This window comes from Kitasatospora sp. NPDC058478 (assembly GCF_042720345.1).
Lineage (GTDB): Bacteria > Actinomycetota > Actinomycetes > Streptomycetales > Streptomycetaceae > Kitasatospora.
Map to the genome: position 1 here is coordinate 1 of NZ_JBHXML010000029.1, position 15665 is coordinate 15665.

Annotated in this window: 14 protein-coding genes; 4 read left to right on the forward strand and 10 right to left on the reverse strand. The window is 72.8% G+C overall.

Annotated features, from left to right (window positions below; translation table 11 throughout):
* Positions 1–386 (forward strand): hypothetical protein (locus tag ACFWPT_RS17815; protein ID WP_380482660.1); only part of this gene is annotated, 386 nt, incomplete at its 5' end.
* Here ACFWPT_RS17815 and tyrS read toward each other — a convergent pair.
* Positions 376–1647 carry a tyrosine--tRNA ligase gene (gene tyrS, locus ACFWPT_RS17820; RefSeq protein WP_380482739.1) on the reverse strand — a complete coding sequence of 424 codons (1272 nt, stop codon included), beginning with the start codon at positions 1645–1647 and terminating at the stop codon, positions 376–378. The genes ACFWPT_RS17815 and tyrS overlap by 11 nt on opposite strands.
* A gap of 292 nt (positions 1648–1939) precedes the next feature.
* Between tyrS and ACFWPT_RS17825 the strand changes: the two genes are divergently transcribed.
* A complete protein-coding gene (locus tag ACFWPT_RS17825) occupies positions 1940–2482 on the forward strand; it encodes an HNH endonuclease (protein ID WP_063349641.1) in 543 nt (180 codons plus the stop codon).
* 33 nt (positions 2483–2515) lie between these two features.
* On the opposite strand, the gene ACFWPT_RS17830 is transcribed toward ACFWPT_RS17825, so the two are convergent.
* The 6 genes from ACFWPT_RS17830 to ACFWPT_RS17855 form a co-directional block, all read right to left on the reverse strand.
* Complete coding sequence (locus tag ACFWPT_RS17830; protein ID WP_380482662.1) at positions 2516–4489, reverse strand: PQQ-binding-like beta-propeller repeat protein; 1974 nt, start codon at positions 4487–4489, stop codon at positions 2516–2518.
* Between the two features lie 94 nt (positions 4490–4583).
* A complete protein-coding gene (locus ACFWPT_RS17835) occupies positions 4584–4889 on the reverse strand; it encodes a 4a-hydroxytetrahydrobiopterin dehydratase (protein WP_350887574.1) in 306 nt (101 codons plus the stop codon).
* A 146-nt stretch (positions 4890–5035) separates the two neighbouring features.
* Positions 5036–5797, reverse strand: coding sequence for a sulfite exporter TauE/SafE family protein (locus ACFWPT_RS17840; protein WP_380482664.1), 762 nt, complete (start codon positions 5795–5797; stop codon positions 5036–5038).
* Positions 5798–5972: 175 nt separating this feature from the next.
* Positions 5973–7022 carry an SPFH domain-containing protein gene (locus tag ACFWPT_RS17845; RefSeq protein ID WP_063349637.1) on the reverse strand — a complete coding sequence of 350 codons (1050 nt, stop codon included), beginning with the start codon at positions 7020–7022 and terminating at the stop codon, positions 5973–5975.
* A 10-nt stretch (positions 7023–7032) separates the two neighbouring features.
* Positions 7033–7443 carry an NfeD family protein gene (locus tag ACFWPT_RS17850; protein WP_063351462.1) on the reverse strand — a complete coding sequence of 137 codons (411 nt, stop codon included), beginning with the start codon at positions 7441–7443 and terminating at the stop codon, positions 7033–7035.
* Between the two features lie 166 nt (positions 7444–7609).
* Complete coding sequence (locus tag ACFWPT_RS17855; protein ID WP_063349636.1) at positions 7610–8401, reverse strand: ABC transporter ATP-binding protein; 792 nt, start codon at positions 8399–8401, stop codon at positions 7610–7612.
* Between the two features lie 148 nt (positions 8402–8549).
* Between ACFWPT_RS17855 and ACFWPT_RS17860 the strand changes: the two genes are divergently transcribed.
* A complete protein-coding gene (locus tag ACFWPT_RS17860) occupies positions 8550–9353 on the forward strand; it encodes a hypothetical protein (RefSeq protein WP_063349635.1) in 804 nt (267 codons plus the stop codon).
* A gap of 54 nt (positions 9354–9407) precedes the next feature.
* On the opposite strand, the gene ACFWPT_RS17865 is transcribed toward ACFWPT_RS17860, so the two are convergent.
* The 3 genes from ACFWPT_RS17865 to ACFWPT_RS17875 form a co-directional block, all read right to left on the reverse strand.
* On the reverse strand, positions 9408–10085 hold the full coding sequence (locus tag ACFWPT_RS17865) for a response regulator transcription factor (RefSeq protein ID WP_363378731.1): 678 nt from the start codon (positions 10083–10085) through the stop codon (positions 9408–9410).
* Positions 10078–11235 (reverse strand): GAF domain-containing sensor histidine kinase, encoded by a 1158-nt coding sequence (locus ACFWPT_RS17870; protein ID WP_380379694.1) that lies wholly within the window; start codon positions 11233–11235, stop codon positions 10078–10080. The genes ACFWPT_RS17865 and ACFWPT_RS17870 overlap by 8 nt, the downstream gene beginning before the upstream one ends.
* A 243-nt stretch (positions 11236–11478) precedes the next feature.
* Complete coding sequence (locus ACFWPT_RS17875; RefSeq protein ID WP_380482668.1) at positions 11479–14064, reverse strand: FHA domain-containing protein; 2586 nt, start codon at positions 14062–14064, stop codon at positions 11479–11481.
* A gap of 212 nt (positions 14065–14276) precedes the next feature.
* Here ACFWPT_RS17875 and serB point away from each other — a divergent pair, with 212 nt between their 5' ends.
* Positions 14277–15533 carry a phosphoserine phosphatase SerB gene (gene serB, locus ACFWPT_RS17880; protein ID WP_063349632.1) on the forward strand — a complete coding sequence of 419 codons (1257 nt, stop codon included), beginning with the start codon at positions 14277–14279 and terminating at the stop codon, positions 15531–15533.
* Positions 15534–15665 lie beyond the last annotated feature (132 nt).

The following is a 15665-nucleotide window of genomic DNA, read 5'->3' on the forward strand; positions in this document are numbered from 1 at the left end:
GGACCGCCTTCCAGCGGGCCCTCCGGGCGCTTCGTTCTTTCGTGTTTCCAGCTTACCAGATGTTTTCCGCTCCGTTTTCCGGAGTTTCATTCATCCGATTTCCCGAACTGGTCGGGCCGCTTTCCGCGACGGCCTCCACATTAGCGCATTTCGGTTGTTACCCGAAATTCACACTCACCACGGTTGACGGAAATGCCAACAAACCCATGTCAATGGGAATCGAGGTGAGGGTGGGTCCCGCAGAGTGGGGTGGCCGCATCAGCGACTCGTTCAACACTAGGCCACCCGGACGACATCGTCAAACACTGAGGGCGGGATCCGGCTGGATCCCGCCCTCGTATGTCGAAGCCGCAGCTCAGCGGCGTCGTGTTTCGGTCACGCCGTAGCCGGAACCAGCTCCGCCGCCGCCAGGTTGCGCTTGCCGCGGCGCAGCACGAGCCAGCGGCCGTGCAGCAGATCGGCCTCGGCCGGCACCGCTTCCTCGTCCGTCACCTTGACGTTGTTGAGGTAGGCGCCGCCCTCCTTGACCGTGCGGCGGGCGGCCGACCGGCTCGGTGCCAGGCCGACGGCGACCAACAGGTCGACCACCGACTGGAGTTCGGCCACCTCGGCCTTCGGGACCTCGGCCAGGGCGGCGGCCAGGGTCCGCGCCTCCAGGTCGGCGAGGTCGCCCTGGCCGAACAGCGCCTTGGACGCGGCGACCGCGCGCTCGTACTGCTCGGCGCCGTGGACGAGGGTGGTGAGCTCCTCGGCGAGGGCTCGCTGGGCGAGGCGGGCGGCGGGGCGCTCGGTGGTCTCGCGCTCCAGCTCCTCGATCTCCTCCTTCGAGCGGAAGCTGAAGATCCGCAGGAAGTTGGGGACGTCCCGGTCGTCCGCGTTCAGCCAGAACTGGTAGAAGGCGTACGGGGTGGTCAGCTCGGGGTCGAGCCAGACCGTGCCGGACTCGGTCTTGCCGAACTTGGTGCCGTCGGCCTTGACGATCAGCGGCGTGGCCAGCGCGTGCACGGACTTGGCGTCGGCCTTGCGGATCAGGTCCGTGCCGGCGGTCAGGTTGCCCCACTGGTCACTGCCACCGGTCTGCAGGGTGCAGCCGTAGCGACGGTTCAGCTCCAGGTAGTCCATGCCTTGCAGGATCTGGTAGCTGAACTCGGTGTAGCTGATACCCGCGTCGGAGTTGAGCCGTCGGGCGACGGCCTCCTTGGCGATCATGTTGTTGACGCGGAAGTACTTGCCCACGTCGCGCAGCAGGCTGATGGCCGACATCCCGGACGTCCAGTCCAGGTTGTTGACCATGCGCGCCGCGTAGGGGCCCTCGAAATCGAGGAAGCGCGAGATCTGGCCCCGCAGTCGCTCGACCCAGCCGGCCACCGTCTCGGGGTCGTTGAGGACGCGCTCCGCGGTGGGCTTCGGGTCACCGATGAGGCCCGTGGCGCCGCCGACCAGGCCGAGCGGGAGGTTTCCCGCCTGCTGGATGCGGCGCATGGTGAGGATCTGCACGAGGTTGCCGAGGTGCAGGCTGGGGGCCGTCGGGTCGAAGCCGCAATAGAACGTGACCGGGCCGTCCGCGAACGCCTTGCGCAGTGCGTCCTCGTCGGTGGACAGGGCGATCAGCCCCCGCCACCGCAGCTCGTCGACGATGTCCGTCACGGTCACGCTTCTCCTTCGATCGGGCGCCCGCCCGGTGGCGGGCCCGGTTCTCTCGGACCCCGGGTCGGTACGACTCCAGCGTGGTAGAGCCTACGCGGTCGGGGCCAGCGGGTTTTCCCCGAGCGTCGTGCCGCGCTCCTCCCCCAGCCCCTCCGGCGCCTGCCCGATACCGGAAATTCCGTTGTTCGTCGGCTGTGGGCCCGTTCAGAGTGGTGTCACCGCCGTGCGGCGGCAGTGACGTGTGTGGAGACGGTCGTGCCGCCGTGGCACGCCCACGGGAAGGGTGTGCCAAGTGCGCAACACGCTGGTTCTGAACGCGAGCTACGAGCCCCTGACGACGGTGTCGCTCCAGCGCGCCGTCGTCCTGGTGCTCCAGGACAAGGCGGTGGTGGAGCAGGCGCATCCGCTGCGCACGGTCCGGGGGACGGGCGTCAGCATCCCGGTGCCCCGGGTGATCAGGCTGCAGCGCTACGTGAGAGTGCCGTTCCGACAACAGGCGCCGTGGTCGCGGCGGGGTGTCCTGGCCCGGGACCAGCACCTGTGCGCGTACTGCGGGCGGCGGGCCACCACGGTGGACCACCTGCAGCCCAGGTCGCGCGGTGGGGAGGACAGCTGGTTGAACACCGTGGCCGCGTGCCCGGAGGACAACCAGCGGAAGGCGGACCGGACACCCGAGCAGGCCGGGATGAGGCTGCTGCGCCGGCCGTTCGTGCCGACCCCGCAGGCCACCCTCATGCTGGCGCTCGGCCTGCGCGGCTCGGAGGCCCGGGAGCTGGCCGACTGGCTGCCGGCCGTGCCGGGCCAGCCCGCTCCGACAGCCGTCCCGGCGGCGTGAACGCGGCCGCGAGCCGCGCCCGACGGGGGCGGGCTAGCCCTTCGCCTGGTAGCCCGCCGCCGTGCCGTAGTTGGCCGAGTGCTCGGGCATCACGACCACCCGCCCGCCGCCGATCAGCACCCGCCCGGAGACCAGCAGCGAACCGGTGCCCTGCGGGAAGTTGCCACCGGTCGCCTCCTGACCGCCGGCCAGCGGGAACCGGCTGAGGCGGGCGGGCTGGTCGCGGCGTTCGTCGGCGGCGAGCACCAGCGCGCCGCCGTCGACGCCGACCGCCCGGACGGTGCCCTTGGCGGCGGTCGGCGCCTTCCAGCGCTGCTTGCCGGTGTCGAGGTCGTAACCGACCGCCGCGACCGGTCCGCCGCCGTTCGCCGGGACGAACGTGGTGACCATCGTGCGGTTCTGGAAGAACACCTCGGGGGTGGCCGAGAACGTGCCGTGGGCGACGTCCAGCCGGCCGCCGTCGCCGACCACCGGGATCTCGGCGGCCGGGTCGCCGCCCGCGCCCCAGGCGAACACCCGGTCGTCCTCCGGCTTCTCGCCCGTGGTGAGGACGACGGACGGCTCGGCGGACAGCACGCTCACCGTCTTCGGCCGGTTGTTCAGGCCGCGCCACCAACTGACCTTGCCGTCCGCCGTGTTCAGTGCGACGGCCTGGTCGGCGGGAGTCGAGTCGGCGCAGGAGGAGGCGACCAGCACGGTCTTGCCGGTCACGCCGCCGGACAGGGTGCAGAACTTGCCCTGACCGGTGTACTGCCAGACGTCCTTGCCGTCCGCGGACTCCCAGGCGACCGCCCGGTCGTCGCCGACCGCGATCACCTTGTCCTCGGTGACGCCGATCCGCGCGCCGTACGCGCCCTTGGCGTCCGAGACGGTCTTCGTCCACGCGGTCTTGCCGGTCTTGGTGTCCACGGCGGCGACCAGCGTGCACGGGCTCTTCGGGTCGGCCTGGGCCCGGAACAGCACCGCGCCCAGCCCCGCCTGGTTGACCCCCGCCGACAGCCCGCACGGGACGGCCCCGGCCGCCGGCGGCTCGACCGACCAGACGGGCTTGCCGGCCGCGAGGTCGTAGGCCCGCACACCGGCGGCGTCGGCGCGGACCACCGCATCGGCCAGCAGCCAGCTGCCGACCAGCGTGTCGTCACCCGACGACCCGGACGCGGCGGGCTGGGCGGACCACACCTTGGTGTGCGCGACGGCGAAACCGGGCTCCCCGCCGCTGGTCGCGGCCGCGCTGCCGCCACCCTCGGCCCCGACCATCAGGCCGGCCGCGACCAGCACGCCCAGCGCGGCCACCCCGGCGCCGGCGCGCACCAGCAGGGTCCGCCGGCTGGGCACGTGCTCGCCGGTGAGCACCGCCCCGGCGGCGGCCCGGGCCCTGGCCGAGAGCGAAGAGCCCGCCTGCGAAGAACCCGCCCCCGGAGAGCCTGCCTTCGGGGAGCCCGCCTTCGAGGACCTGCCCCGACGGGCGGCAGCCCGCGACGGCGCGACGGGCGCGGCCTCGGGCGTCGTGCCCGGCTCGGGCTCCGGCTCCGTGGACGGCTCCACCGGAACGGACTCGGCGTCCTCGATGTGCACGTACCCGTCGGCCGAGTACTCCGCCCCCACCGGGACGTACAGCCCCTCCCCCGCAGGCTGCTCCGGGACGGCATACGGCGCGTATTGCTGCTGCCCGTGGTCCGGGTGCGGGTGGTACGGCTGGTACGGCCCCTCGGCGTAACCGCCCTGGACGTAGCCGCCCTGGACGTACCCGGTCTGCCCGTACTGCGGGTCCTGCCCGTACGGCGGGCCCTGCCCGTCCGGCTGCGGGTACGGCAGGTCCTGCCCGTACCCGCCCTGCCCGTACGCGCCCTGGCCGTAGCCCGCCGTCGTCTGCCAGTACTCCTGCTGCGGGTGGTCCTGCGGGGGCTCCTGCGGCTGCGGCTCCTGGTGCCCGCCGACCGGCCAGGCCTGCTGGCCCTGGGGGTACCACGGCTGCTGCTGGGCGTCTCCGAAGGGCTCCTGCGCCATCCGTTCCCGTCCCTCCCGAGCCGCCTGCCGATGCGGCAGTCAGCATCTCACGCCCGTTCGAGCGCGCCGCCCCGGCCTCGGGGGGTCGGGGAGGTCAGCCCGCGGACTCGGCGTTCAGCGCCTCGTCGATGCGGGCGGCCAGGGTGAAGTCCAGGCCGGTCAGCCCGCCCGCGCTGTGGGTGGAGAGGACGAAGCGCAGCGTGCGCCAGCGGATGTCGACGTCGGGGTGGTGGTCGAGCGCCTCGGCCTGTTCGGCGACGGCGACGACCACCCGGATCGCCGCCGGGAAGTCGGGGGCGTCGGCGGCGCGGACGATGCTGTCGCCCTCCCTGGTCCACCGCGGCAGTGCGGCCAGGGCCGCCGTGATCTCGTCCTCGCTCAGCCGTGCCCTGCTGCTCATCGAAGCTCTTCCGTTCGTCGTCTCGCCGTCCGGTCAGGCGTGCACTGCGAGGAACATACCGAGCCGGGGCCCTGCGCACCGGACGACACAGCCGCTGCCGGACAGCCCCCGACGGGCGGCCCCCGCCAGGCGGCCCCCGACGCTGCTCAGCTGCTCAGCAGCAGTTTGGTGACCGCGACGAGGCCGACCACCACGATGATCCCGCGCAGCGCGGCCGGCGGCAGGCGGCGGCCGACCTTGGCGCCGAGCAGGCCGCCGACCAGCGAGCCCGCCGCGATCAGGCCGGCGGCCGCCCAGTTGACGGTGGAGGTGAACAGGAAGAACAGCGCGGCGACGCCGTTGACGACCATCGCCAGCGCGTTCTTCACGGCGTTGATCCGCTGTAGGTCCTCCTGGAGCAGCATGCCCATCAGCGCCAGCAGCAGGACGCCCTGCGCGGCGCCGAAGTAGCCGCCGTAGATGCCGGTGAGGAAGACGCCGACGAACAGCAGCAGGCCGCCGTCCGGGTCGACGTCGGGGCGGCGGCGGGCGGCGACCGCCTTGGCGACCCTGGGCTGGATCACCACCAGGACGAGGGCGAGCAGGATCAGTACCGGGACGATCGCGTCGAAGGCGCCCTTCGGCAGTCTGATCAGCAGCAGCGCGCCGACCAGTCCGCCGAGCAGCGAGGCGGTGCCCAGGCGCAGCAGCCGGTGGCCCTGGCCGGCCAGCTCGCGGCGGTAGCCGATCACGCCGCTGAGCGAACCGGGCACCAGGCCGAAGGTGTTGGAGACGTTGGCGGTGACCGGCGGAATCCCGATGGCGAGCAGCACCGGGAACGTGATCAGCGTGCCGGAGCCGACGATCACGTTGATCATCCCGGCGCCGACGCCCGCCACCAGGACGGCGATGCCCTCCCAGAGCGTCATGGGTCACCTCTCCTCTCGGTCCTGTCCGGGGGGATCATGCCGGACGGCCCACCGGTCGGACCAGGGCCGCCCACGATTCGGGACGTACGCCACAACCGCCACACGCCACGACCGCCACACGCCGGGGGCCCGCCACCGTGCGGTGGCGGGCCCCCGGGCCGGACGGTTCAGCCGGTCACTCCGGGTCGATCTTGCGGTACTCGCGGGCCGGGTCCACCCGGGGGCGGGCGGCACCCTTCTCGGTGTCCACCGGGCGCGGGCCAGCCGCCGGGTCGAGCGGCACCTGGGTGGCCGCGGGGGCCGCCGGCGGCACGCTCGGGGCGGCGACCGCGCCGCCGTTGATGCCGGGGTTGCCGGTCAGCCCGCCGAAGGCGCCGCCGAGGCCCTTGAGGGCGTCGCCGACCTCGCTGGGGATGATCCAGAGCTTGTTGGAGTCGCCCTTGGCCAGCTCGGGCAGGGTCTGCAGGTACTGGTAGGCGAGCAGCTTCTGGTCGGCGTCGCCGTCGTGGATGGCCTCGAAGACCGTCCGGATCGCGGCCGCCTCACCGTCGGCGCGCAGCACCGCGGCCTGCGCCTCACCCTCGGCCCGGAGCACGTCGGCCTGCTTCTCACCCTCGGCCTTGAGGATCTGGGCCTGCCGCTGGCCCTCGGCGGTGAGGATCGCGGCGCGCTTGTCACGGTCGGCGCGCATCTGCTTCTCCATCGAGTCCTGGATGGAGGTGGGCGGCTCGATCGCCTTCAGCTCGACGCGGTTGACCCGGATGCCCCACTTGCCGGTGGCCTCGTCCAGGACGCCGCGCAGACCGGCGTTGATGACCTCGCGCGAGGTCAGGGTGGATTCGAGGTCCATCGAGCCGATGATGTTGCGCAGCGTGGTGACGGTCAGCTGCTCGATGGCCTGGATGTAGCTGGCGACCTCGTAGGTGGCCGCGCGCGGGTCGGTGACCTGGTAGTAGATCACCGTGTCGATGTTGACCACCAGGTTGTCCTGGGTGATCACCGGCTGCGGCGGGAACGGCACGACCTGCTCGCGCAGGTCGATCCGGTTGCGGACCCGGTCGATGAACGGGACGACGATGTTCAGACCTGCGTTGAGCGTCCGGGTGTAGCGGCCGAAGCGCTCCACGATCGCGGCGCTGGCCTGCGGGATGACCTGGATCGTCTTGATCAGCGCGATGAAGGCCACCACGACCAGGACGACCAAAACGATAAGGACGGGTTCCACGGACTCTCCCCTAGACGACCAGGGCGGTCGCGCCCTGGATTTCGACGACGTCGACCTGCTGCCCCGGTTGGTACACGCTGTCCGGGTGGAGCGCGCGGGCCGACCAGATCTCGCCGTTCAGCTTGATCCGTCCGCCCTCCCCGTCGACGGTTTCCGCGACGACCGCGGTGGCGCCCTGGAGCGCCTCGATGCCCATCTTGATGTGCGGGCCCTGCCGCAGCTGCCGGTAGGCGATCGGGCGGACGAAGACCAGCAGCGAGACCGAGACCGCGATGAAGACCAGGGTCTCCCAGACCGCGCCTCCGCCCAGCCCGGCCACGCCGGCGGCCGCCAGCGCACCGACCGCGAACATGGCGAACTCCGGCATCGCGGTCAGCACCAGCGGTATGCCGAGCCCGACGGCGGCCAGGAGCCACCAGATCCAGCTGTCCACGTGTCCATCCTAGGGAGCGAAGGGCCTTCGAGGCGGACAGTTCCCGCAGGTCGTGGGGCGGAAACCGGTCGCGCGTGCGACCGGTCCCCGGAAACCCGACGACATCGGAGCGTGCGAGGCGCGTACGAGGTGCGTGCGAGGTGCGGACGGGGGCTCAGCCCAGCGGCAGGCCCTGCGCGGACCAGCGGTCCCCGTGGCGCTCCAGGGTGAGCGGCAGGCCGAAGCACTTGGAGAGGTTGCGGGCGGTCAGCTCGGTGTCGATCGGACCGGCGGTGAGCACCTTGCCCTGGCGGATCATCAGGACGTGGGTGAAGCCCGGCGCGATCTCCTCGACGTGGTGGGTGACCATCGCCATGGCCGGGGCGAACTCGTCCTGGGCGAGCGCGCCGAGCCGGCGGACGAGGTCCTCGCGGCCGCCGAGGTCCAGACCGGCCGCGGGCTCGTCGAGCAGCAGCAGCTCGGGGTCGGTCATCAGGGCGCGGGCGATCAGGGTGCGCTTGCGCTCGCCCTCGGAGAGGGTGCCGAACTTGCGGCCGGTGAGGTTGGACATGCCCATCCGGTCGAGCAGCGCGAGCGCGCGGGACTCGTCGAACTGCTCGTAGGTCTCCTGCCAGCTGACCGTCATGCCGTAGGCGGCGGTCAGCACGGTCTGCAGCACCGTCTGCTCGGCCGGCAGCTTGTCGAACATGGCGGCGCCGGCCAGGCCGATCCGGGAGCGCAGCTCGAAGACGTCGACCTCGCCCAGCTTCTCGCCCAGCACCGACACCTTGCCCGCGGTCGGGAACAGGTAGGTGGCGGCGATCTGCAGCAGGGTGGTCTTCCCGGCGCCGTTGGGGCCCAGGATGACCCAGCGCTCCCCCTCGGAGATGGACCACGAGACCTGGTCGACCAGCGCGCGTCCCTCCCGGACCACGGATACGTCCACCAGCTCCAGCACGTCGCTCATGCCTACGCCTTCCCCAATACAAGAATTTCGGCCGTCGGTGCGGGCGGCGAGCCTACTCCGGCAGCCGGTGGGCACGGGGTGGGTGCGCCGCACACGCATGGGCAAACCTACGCCACGCGGATGACCGCCGATTCCGTAGGCTGGCCGGATGCTCGCGACTCCTCCCGACAATCCGTACGAAGAACCCCGTTCGGGGCGGCTGACCGCGTGGGGCAACGCCCTGCTGGCCGGTCTGGTGCCGCCGGACAACGCCGCCGCGGCCGTGCTGGGCGACGACGAGAGCCACCGGGTGACCGGACTGCCCGGGGACGGGCCGGGCGAACGGCACGGCCTCACCTGGGCGCTGGGACGGCTTCGGGTGCTCGGGGTGAAGGGCCTGCGCCTGGCGCTGCCGTCCGCCGGGCACCCGCTGGGGCTGACCGGTCCGGCGCCGTTCAACGAGCGGGCGATGGGCGTCGGGGAGGCGGTGCTGGCGGTGGGCGTCCCGCTCGGACTGGTGCCGGAGGTGGAGGTGTTCGGCCCGGCCGGGGACCGTTCGGCGACGGTGCTGTGGCGCTGCCTTGAGACCAACGACACACCGCCGGCCGACGTCCCGTCGCTGCACGAGGCCGAACGGGAGCTGGCCGACGGGCTGCGCGAGGCGACGCTCCTGCTGACCCGGCTGGACGTGGCGGGCGCCGGGCCGGAGGCGCTGCGGGCGCTGGAGGCGTACCGCCGGCGCGGGCACGCCGAACTGCTGGCGCCCGGGTACCCGCCGCGTGCGGTGCGGGTGCTGGAGTCGGCCCGGCAGGTGTCGGCGCTGCTGGCGATCGCCGCGGGCGGGCACGGCGCGGCGGTCAGCGCCTCCGAGATGGCGGCGCGGCAGGCGGTGCTGGCGCCGCTGCGGCGCACCGCCCGGCGGGCGCAGGTGGCGGCGTACAACGCGCTGGTCGACGAGCGCGAGGACCGCTGAGTACGAGAGCTGCTCAGCACGCGGACCGCTGAGCAACCGGGAGCACGCGGACCGCTAGGACGGGCCGCCGTCCCGCGCCTCGCCGTTGCGGACGGCCCATAGGGCCGCCTGGGTCCGGTCCGCCAGGTCCAGCTTCATCAGGATGTTGGAGACGTGGGTCTTCACCGTCTTCTCCGACAGGTGCAGGCTGCGGGCGATCTCCCGGTTGGAGCGGCCGTCGGCGATGTGGCCGAGGACCTCGCGCTCGCGTTCGGTGAGGGTGCCGCCGCGGCCCTGCGGGGCGCGCGGGCCGTCGTCGGCGAGCAGCGCCTCGGCCAGTTCGGGCTGGAGCAGGACGTGGCCGGCGTGCACCGAGCGGATCGCGCCGGCCAGCGCCTCCGGGTCGACGTCCTTGTAGACGTACCCGGCGGCGCCGGCCCGCAGCGCGGGGACCATCGTGCGGTGCTCGGTGAAGCTGGTGACGATCAGGATCCGGGCCCGGCTGCCCTCGCCCTTGAGCGTGCGCAGCGCCTCGATGCCGTCGACGCCGGGCATCTTGAGGTCCATCAGGACGACGTCGGGGTCGAGTTCGCGGGCGCGGTCGACGCCCTCGGCCCCGTCGGCGGCCTCCCCGACCACCTCGATGTCGTCCTGGACCTCCAGGAAGGTGCGCAGCCCGCGGCGGACCACCTGGTGGTCGTCGACCAGCAGGACGCGGATCGACGGCGTGCGGTCGGGCGTGCGGTCAGGCACCGGGGACCTCCATCTCGACGAGCGTCCCCCGGCCGGGGGCGGACTCCAGGGTGAGCGTGCCGCCGACGGCGGCCGCGCGGTCGCGCATCGAGGCCAGGCCGAGGTGGCGCCCGGCCCGGCGGACGGACTCGGGGTCGAAGCCGTGCCCGTCGTCGCGCACCCGCAGCACGGCGCCGCGCGCGGGCGTGCCGGCCAGGGTGACGGTGACGCGGCCCGCGCCGGAGTGGCGCAGCGCGTTGTGCAGCGCCTCCTGGGCGACCCGCAGCAGCGCGGCCTCCTGCGCGGGCGGCAGGGCGCGGACGCCGTCGGCGGCGAAGGCGACGTCCGCGGTGTGGGCCCGGTCGAGGACCTGCACCTGGGAGGCGAGGGTGGCGCTCAGCCCGTCCTCCTCCAGGGCGGCGGGGCGCAGTTCGACGACGACGGCGCGCAGTTCGTCGGCGGCCTCGGCGGCGAGCCGGGCGACCTCGGCGAGTTCGGCGCGGGCCCGGGCCGGATCGCGGTCGACGAGCGTGGCGGCGGCCTTGGCGGTGAGCCGCAGCGAGAAGAGCTTCTGCGCGACGGCGTCGTGCAGGTCGTGGGCGATGCGGGCGCGTTCGCCGGCCAGGGTGAGTTCGCGGCTGCGCTCGTACAGGCGGGCGTTGGAGAGGGCGAGGGCGGCGTGCGCGGCGAGTATCCGCAGCAGTTCCTCGTCGTGGTCGGTGAACAGGCCGCCGCCGCGCTTGTTGGCGAGGAAGATGACGCCGGTGACCTGCGGTTCGTCCTCGGCGGCCTCGGCGTCCAGGATGGGCATGCCGAGGAAGGCGTCCATCTCGGGGTGGGCGGCCGGCCAGCCGCCGAAGGCCGGGGCCTTGCGGACGTCGGCGAGCCGGGTGGGGCCGGTCTCGTGCAGCATCTTGGCGAGGACGCCGTGCTGGCGGGGCAGCGGGCCGATCGCCCGCCACTGCTCGTCGGTGACGCCGTCGACGACGAACTGGGCGAAGCCGCCGTGGTCGTCGGGCACGCCCAGGGCCGCGTACTCGGCGCCGAGCAGGTCGCGGGCGGAGGCGGTGATGCGGCGCAGCACCTCGCGGACCTCCAAGGGCCGGCTCATCGCGAGCAGCGCCTGGCTGACCGCCTCGATGCCGGCCAGGCAGGGGTCGCAGCCGGGCATCGGGCGGGCGGGGCCGCGCAGGTCGAGGTGCGGGCCGGCCGGGCTCCGGTGGTCGCTGGGCGTGCTGGGCATACCGCCAAACTACCGCCGCCGCGGGCGCCGCCGCGTCGGTCCGCGGCCGGGGTGGGCGCAGGCCTCGGGACCTAGGACTCGGGGCCTGCGCAACGGCCGAGGGGCGGCTCTCCGGGTGATGGGAGGGCCGCCCCTCGGCGGGCGGGGCGAAGGCGGGCGGGGCGAAGGGGGTCAGCCCTTCTGCATGACCTCGGGCTCGTGGCGGCGCTGGAGCCGGGTGACGATGACGCCGATGACGATCGAGATCGCGATCAGCGCGCCCGCGTCGATCGCCCACTGGGCGACGCTGTTGGTCCACAGCGGGTCGTACTGGGGGTTCTGGAAGTCCTTGTTCCAGGGGCCCATGAGCTTGGACAGGTCCAGTGTGGTGGCCACGATGCCGGTGCCCCAGCGGGCCGGCATCAGCCAAGCGGCCTGCTCCAGGCCGGGCTTGCCGAAGAGCTGGAACAGGCAGCCGGTGAAGACGACCTGGATGATGGCGAACATGACCAGCAGCGGCATGGTCTTCTCGGCGGTCTTGACCAGGGCCGAGATCATCAGGCCGAACATCATCGCGGTGAAGCTGAGCAGGATCATGCCGATGGTCATCTCGATGATCGGCAGGTCCTTGACGATCAGGCCGTGCTCGGGGAGCTTGCGCGGCAGGAAGCCGACCGCGGCGACGATGGCGCCCTGGATCACGCTGAAGAAGCCCAGCACGATGATCTTGGACATCATGTACGCCGAGCGGGAGAGCCCGGTGGCCCGTTCCCGTTCGTAGATGGCCCGTTCCTTGATCAGCTCGCGGACGGAGTTGGCCGCTCCGGAGAAGCAGGCTCCGATCGCCAGGATCATGAGAATCGTCGCGGCCCCGCTGTTGAGGTGGAGCTGCGTGTTCGGGTTGGGCGCGAGGCCCGCCCCGTTGGGGACCAGCACGCTGACCGCGCCGATGACGGCGGGCAGCAGCACCGACAGCGCCAGGAAGCCGCGGTCCGAGGCGAGGACCGACATGTAGCGGCGCATCAGCGTCCACAGCTGCGAGCCCCAGCTCTGCGGCTTCGGCGGCCGGACGGCCTCCTGGGCGACCTGGGCGTGCTGCACCTCGCCCGACTCCACGTCGGGGGCGGAGTACTGCTGGTAGTGCACCGAGCCGCGGTAGCGGCCGGCCCAGTCGTGGTCCGGGTAGTTCTCGAAGGCCTGGAAGACGTCCGCCCAGGTCTCGTACCCGAAGAAGTGCAGCGCCTCGTCCGGCGGGCCGAAGTAGGCCACCGCGCCGCCCGGCGCCATCACCAGCAGCCGGTCGCAGAGCGCGAGTTCGGCCACCGAGTGGGTGACGACCAGGATGGTGCGGCCGTCGTCGGCGAGACCGCGCAGCATCTGCATGACCTCGCGGTCCATGCCCGGGTCGAGGCCCGAGGTGGGCTCGTCCAGGAAGATCAGCGACGGCTTGGTGAGCAGTTCCAGGGCCACCGAGACGCGCTTCTGCTGGCCGCCGGAGAGCGCGGTGATCTTGTTGTCGGCGCGCTTGTCCAGGCGCAGCTCGTACAGCACCTCGTCGATCCGGGCCGCGCGTTCGCGCGCCTCGGTGTCACCGGGGAAGCGCAGCTGGGCCGCGTACTTGAGGCCGGTGCGGACGGTGAGTTCCTTGTGCAGGATCTCGGACTGCGGCACCAGGCCGATGCGCGAGCGGAGCTCGGCGAACTGCTTGTAGAGGTTGCGGCCGTCGTACAGGACCTCGCCGCGGTCGGCCGGGCGGTAGCCGGTGAGGGCGCGCAGCAGGGTCGACTTGCCGGAGCCGGACGGGCCGATGACGGCGACCAGGGACTTCTCCGGGACGCCGAAGCTGACGTCGTCGAGCAGGATCTTCTTGGCGCCCTTGTGCTCGACCTCGACGGTCAGGTGGCGGGCGGAGAAGGAGACCGCGCCGGTGTCGACGAACTCCTGCAGCTGGTCGCCGACCAGCACGAAGCTGGAGTGGCCGACGGTCAGCCGGTCCTGCGGGCCCATCAGCTGGCGCTGCACCCGCTGGCCGTTGAGGAAGATCCCGTTGTGGCTGCCGAGGTCGACGATCTCGTAGCGGCCGTCCTGGAGCTGGCGCAGCTCGGCGTGGTGGCGGGAGACCTGGAGGTCGGAGACCACGACGTCGTTGTCGAGCGCGCGGCCGATCCGGACGGTGCGCATGGCGGCGGTCAGGTTGCGGATGATCGTCGGCTGCGGGCCGGCGCCGTCCTGCGGGTCGGGCGGGAAGGCCTGCTGCTGCGGGAAGCCGCCCTGCTGGGGCTGGGGCGCGTGCTGCTGCTGTTGCTGCGGGAACGGCGGCTGGGGCCGGCCCGCCCAGGCCTGCTCGGGCTGCGGCGGGTAGGGGGCCTGCGGCGACCAGCCCTGCTGCGGGGCCGGCGGCTGGGGCGTCGGCGTGGCGCTGCGGCTGGTGGCGGCCTCGTGCCAGGCGGGAGCCTGGGGGGCGGCGGCGTGCGGGGCTGCGTGGGCGGGCGCGGAGAAGCCGAGCCGGGGTCCGTTCTCCGGGTTGCCGAGGTTGACGACGGCGCCGGGGAACAGCTGGGCCTGCATCGTCCGGGCACCGGCCGTGTAGGTGCCGTTGGTGCTGCCGTGGTCGTCCAGCTGCCAGCCGCTGCCGTTGAAGGTGATGGTCCCGTGGTGCCAGGAGACCCTGGCGTCGTCGAACGGGAAGTCCGACTGCGGGTTGCGCCCGAGGGTGTAGGACCGCCCGGGCTCCAGAGTCCGCTGCTGTCCGTTGATATCGATGACGAGTTGCGGCACTGCGCGCCTGCCCCGCTCTCTCGGTTCCCCCGAATTGTGCCCCCGACCAGGGGTGCGATGTTTCCGAAACTGACGGGGGGAATCATTCCAGCCTGCTGACCGCCAATAAAAGTCACCCCGGGTGACTGTGACCAGGCTGCTACCCGGCACCCGTCCGCGACGTGGGACGGGTGCTCTGGGCCCGCCGGCCGGCGGGTAGCGTGGGAGGCACCATGAACGCATCGCCCCTGGCCGCTGAGCCCCTCCCCGCCGCCCAGCCCCGGACCGCGGACGAGCGCACCCTGCTCGTCAAGGTGTTCGGCAAGGACCGCCCCGGCATCACCGCCGGCCTCTTCGCCACCCTGGCCGGCTTCGCCGTCGACGTGATCGACATCGAACAGGTCGTGACCCGTGGCCGCATCACGCTCTGCGCACTGGTCACCCCGCCCACCGCCCCCGGCGCCGAGGGCGGGCTGCGGGCCACCGTGCACCGCTGGGCGGAGGAGCAGAAGCTCCAGGCCGAGATCCTCTCCGGCATCGGCGACAACCGGCCGCGCCGCGAGGGCCGTTCGCACGTCACCGTGCTCGGCAATCCGCTGACCTCCGCCGCCGTCTCCGCGCTCACCTCCCGGATCACCGCGGCGGGCGGCAACATCGACCGTGTGTTCCGGCTCGCCAAGTACCCGGTGACGGCGGTCGAGCTGGCCGTGTCCGGTGTGGCCACCGACGAGCTGCGGGCCGAGCTGGCCCAGGAGGCGGCCGCCCAGCGGGTGGACGTCGCGGTGGTCGCGGCCGGGCTGGAGCGCCGGGCCAAGCGCCTGGTGGTGATGGACGTCGACTCCACGCTCATCCAGGACGAGGTGATCGAGCTGTTCGCGGCCCACGCGGGCTGCGAGGAGGAGGTCGCCGAGGTGACGGCGCAGGCGATGCGCGGCGAGCTGGACTTCGCCGAGTCGCTGCGGGCCCGGGTCTCGCTGCTGGCCGGGCTGGACGCCTCGGTGACCGAGAAGGTGCGCGCGGAGGTCCGTTTCACGCCGGGGGCGCGCACCCTGATCCGCACCCTGCAGCGACTGGGCTTCCAGGTCGCGGTGGTGTCGGGCGGGTTCACCCAGGTCACCGACCACCTGGTCGAGGAGCTGGGGCTGGACTTCGCGGCCGCCAACACCCTGGAGGTGGTGGACGGCAAGTTCACCGGCCGGGTGGTCGGCGAGATCGTGGACCGCGCGGGCAAGGCCCGCTGGCTGGCCCGGTTCGCCGAGCAGGCGAAGGTGCCGCTGTCGCAGACGGTGGCGATCGGCGACGGCGCCAACGACCTGGACATGCTGAACGCGGCCGGGCTGGGTGTGGCGTTCAACGCCAAGCCGGTGGTGCGCGAGGCCGCCGACACCGCCGTCAACGTGCCGTTCCTGGACACCGTGCTGTACCTGCTGGGCATCACCCGGGAGGAGGTCGAGGCGGCCGACGAGGTGGACGGCAGCCTGACCGAGTAAGGCCTGAAGACGCACGAGAGGGGCGGGGGGGGGCGGGGGGGGGGGGGGCCGGGGGGCGGGTACGCCCCCCACCCGCGGCACCGGAACCCGCCCCCACGGGGCCCGAAGGGCGCCCCCGCGGGGGAGCCGGGG

Coding starts and splice junctions, on each gene's coding strand:
- ACFWPT_RS17830 (WP_380482662.1), bottom strand. CDS start 4,489: ATGGCGCAGGAGCCCTTCGGAGACGCCCAGCAGCAGCCGTGGTACCCC.
- ACFWPT_RS17835 (WP_350887574.1), bottom strand. CDS start 4,889: ATGAGCAGCAGGGCACGGCTGAGCGAGGACGAGATCACGGCGGCCCTG.
- ACFWPT_RS17840 (WP_380482664.1), bottom strand. CDS start 5,797: ATGACGCTCTGGGAGGGCATCGCCGTCCTGGTGGCGGGCGTCGGCGCC.
- ACFWPT_RS17855 (WP_063349636.1), bottom strand. CDS start 8,401: ATGAGCGACGTGCTGGAGCTGGTGGACGTATCCGTGGTCCGGGAGGGA.
- ACFWPT_RS17860 (WP_063349635.1), top strand. CDS start 8,550: ATGCTCGCGACTCCTCCCGACAATCCGTACGAAGAACCCCGTTCGGGG.
- ACFWPT_RS17870 (WP_380379694.1), bottom strand. CDS start 11,235: ATGCCCGGCTGCGACCCCTGCCTGGCCGGCATCGAGGCGGTCAGCCAG.
- serB (WP_063349632.1), top strand. CDS start 14,277: ATGAACGCATCGCCCCTGGCCGCTGAGCCCCTCCCCGCCGCCCAGCCC.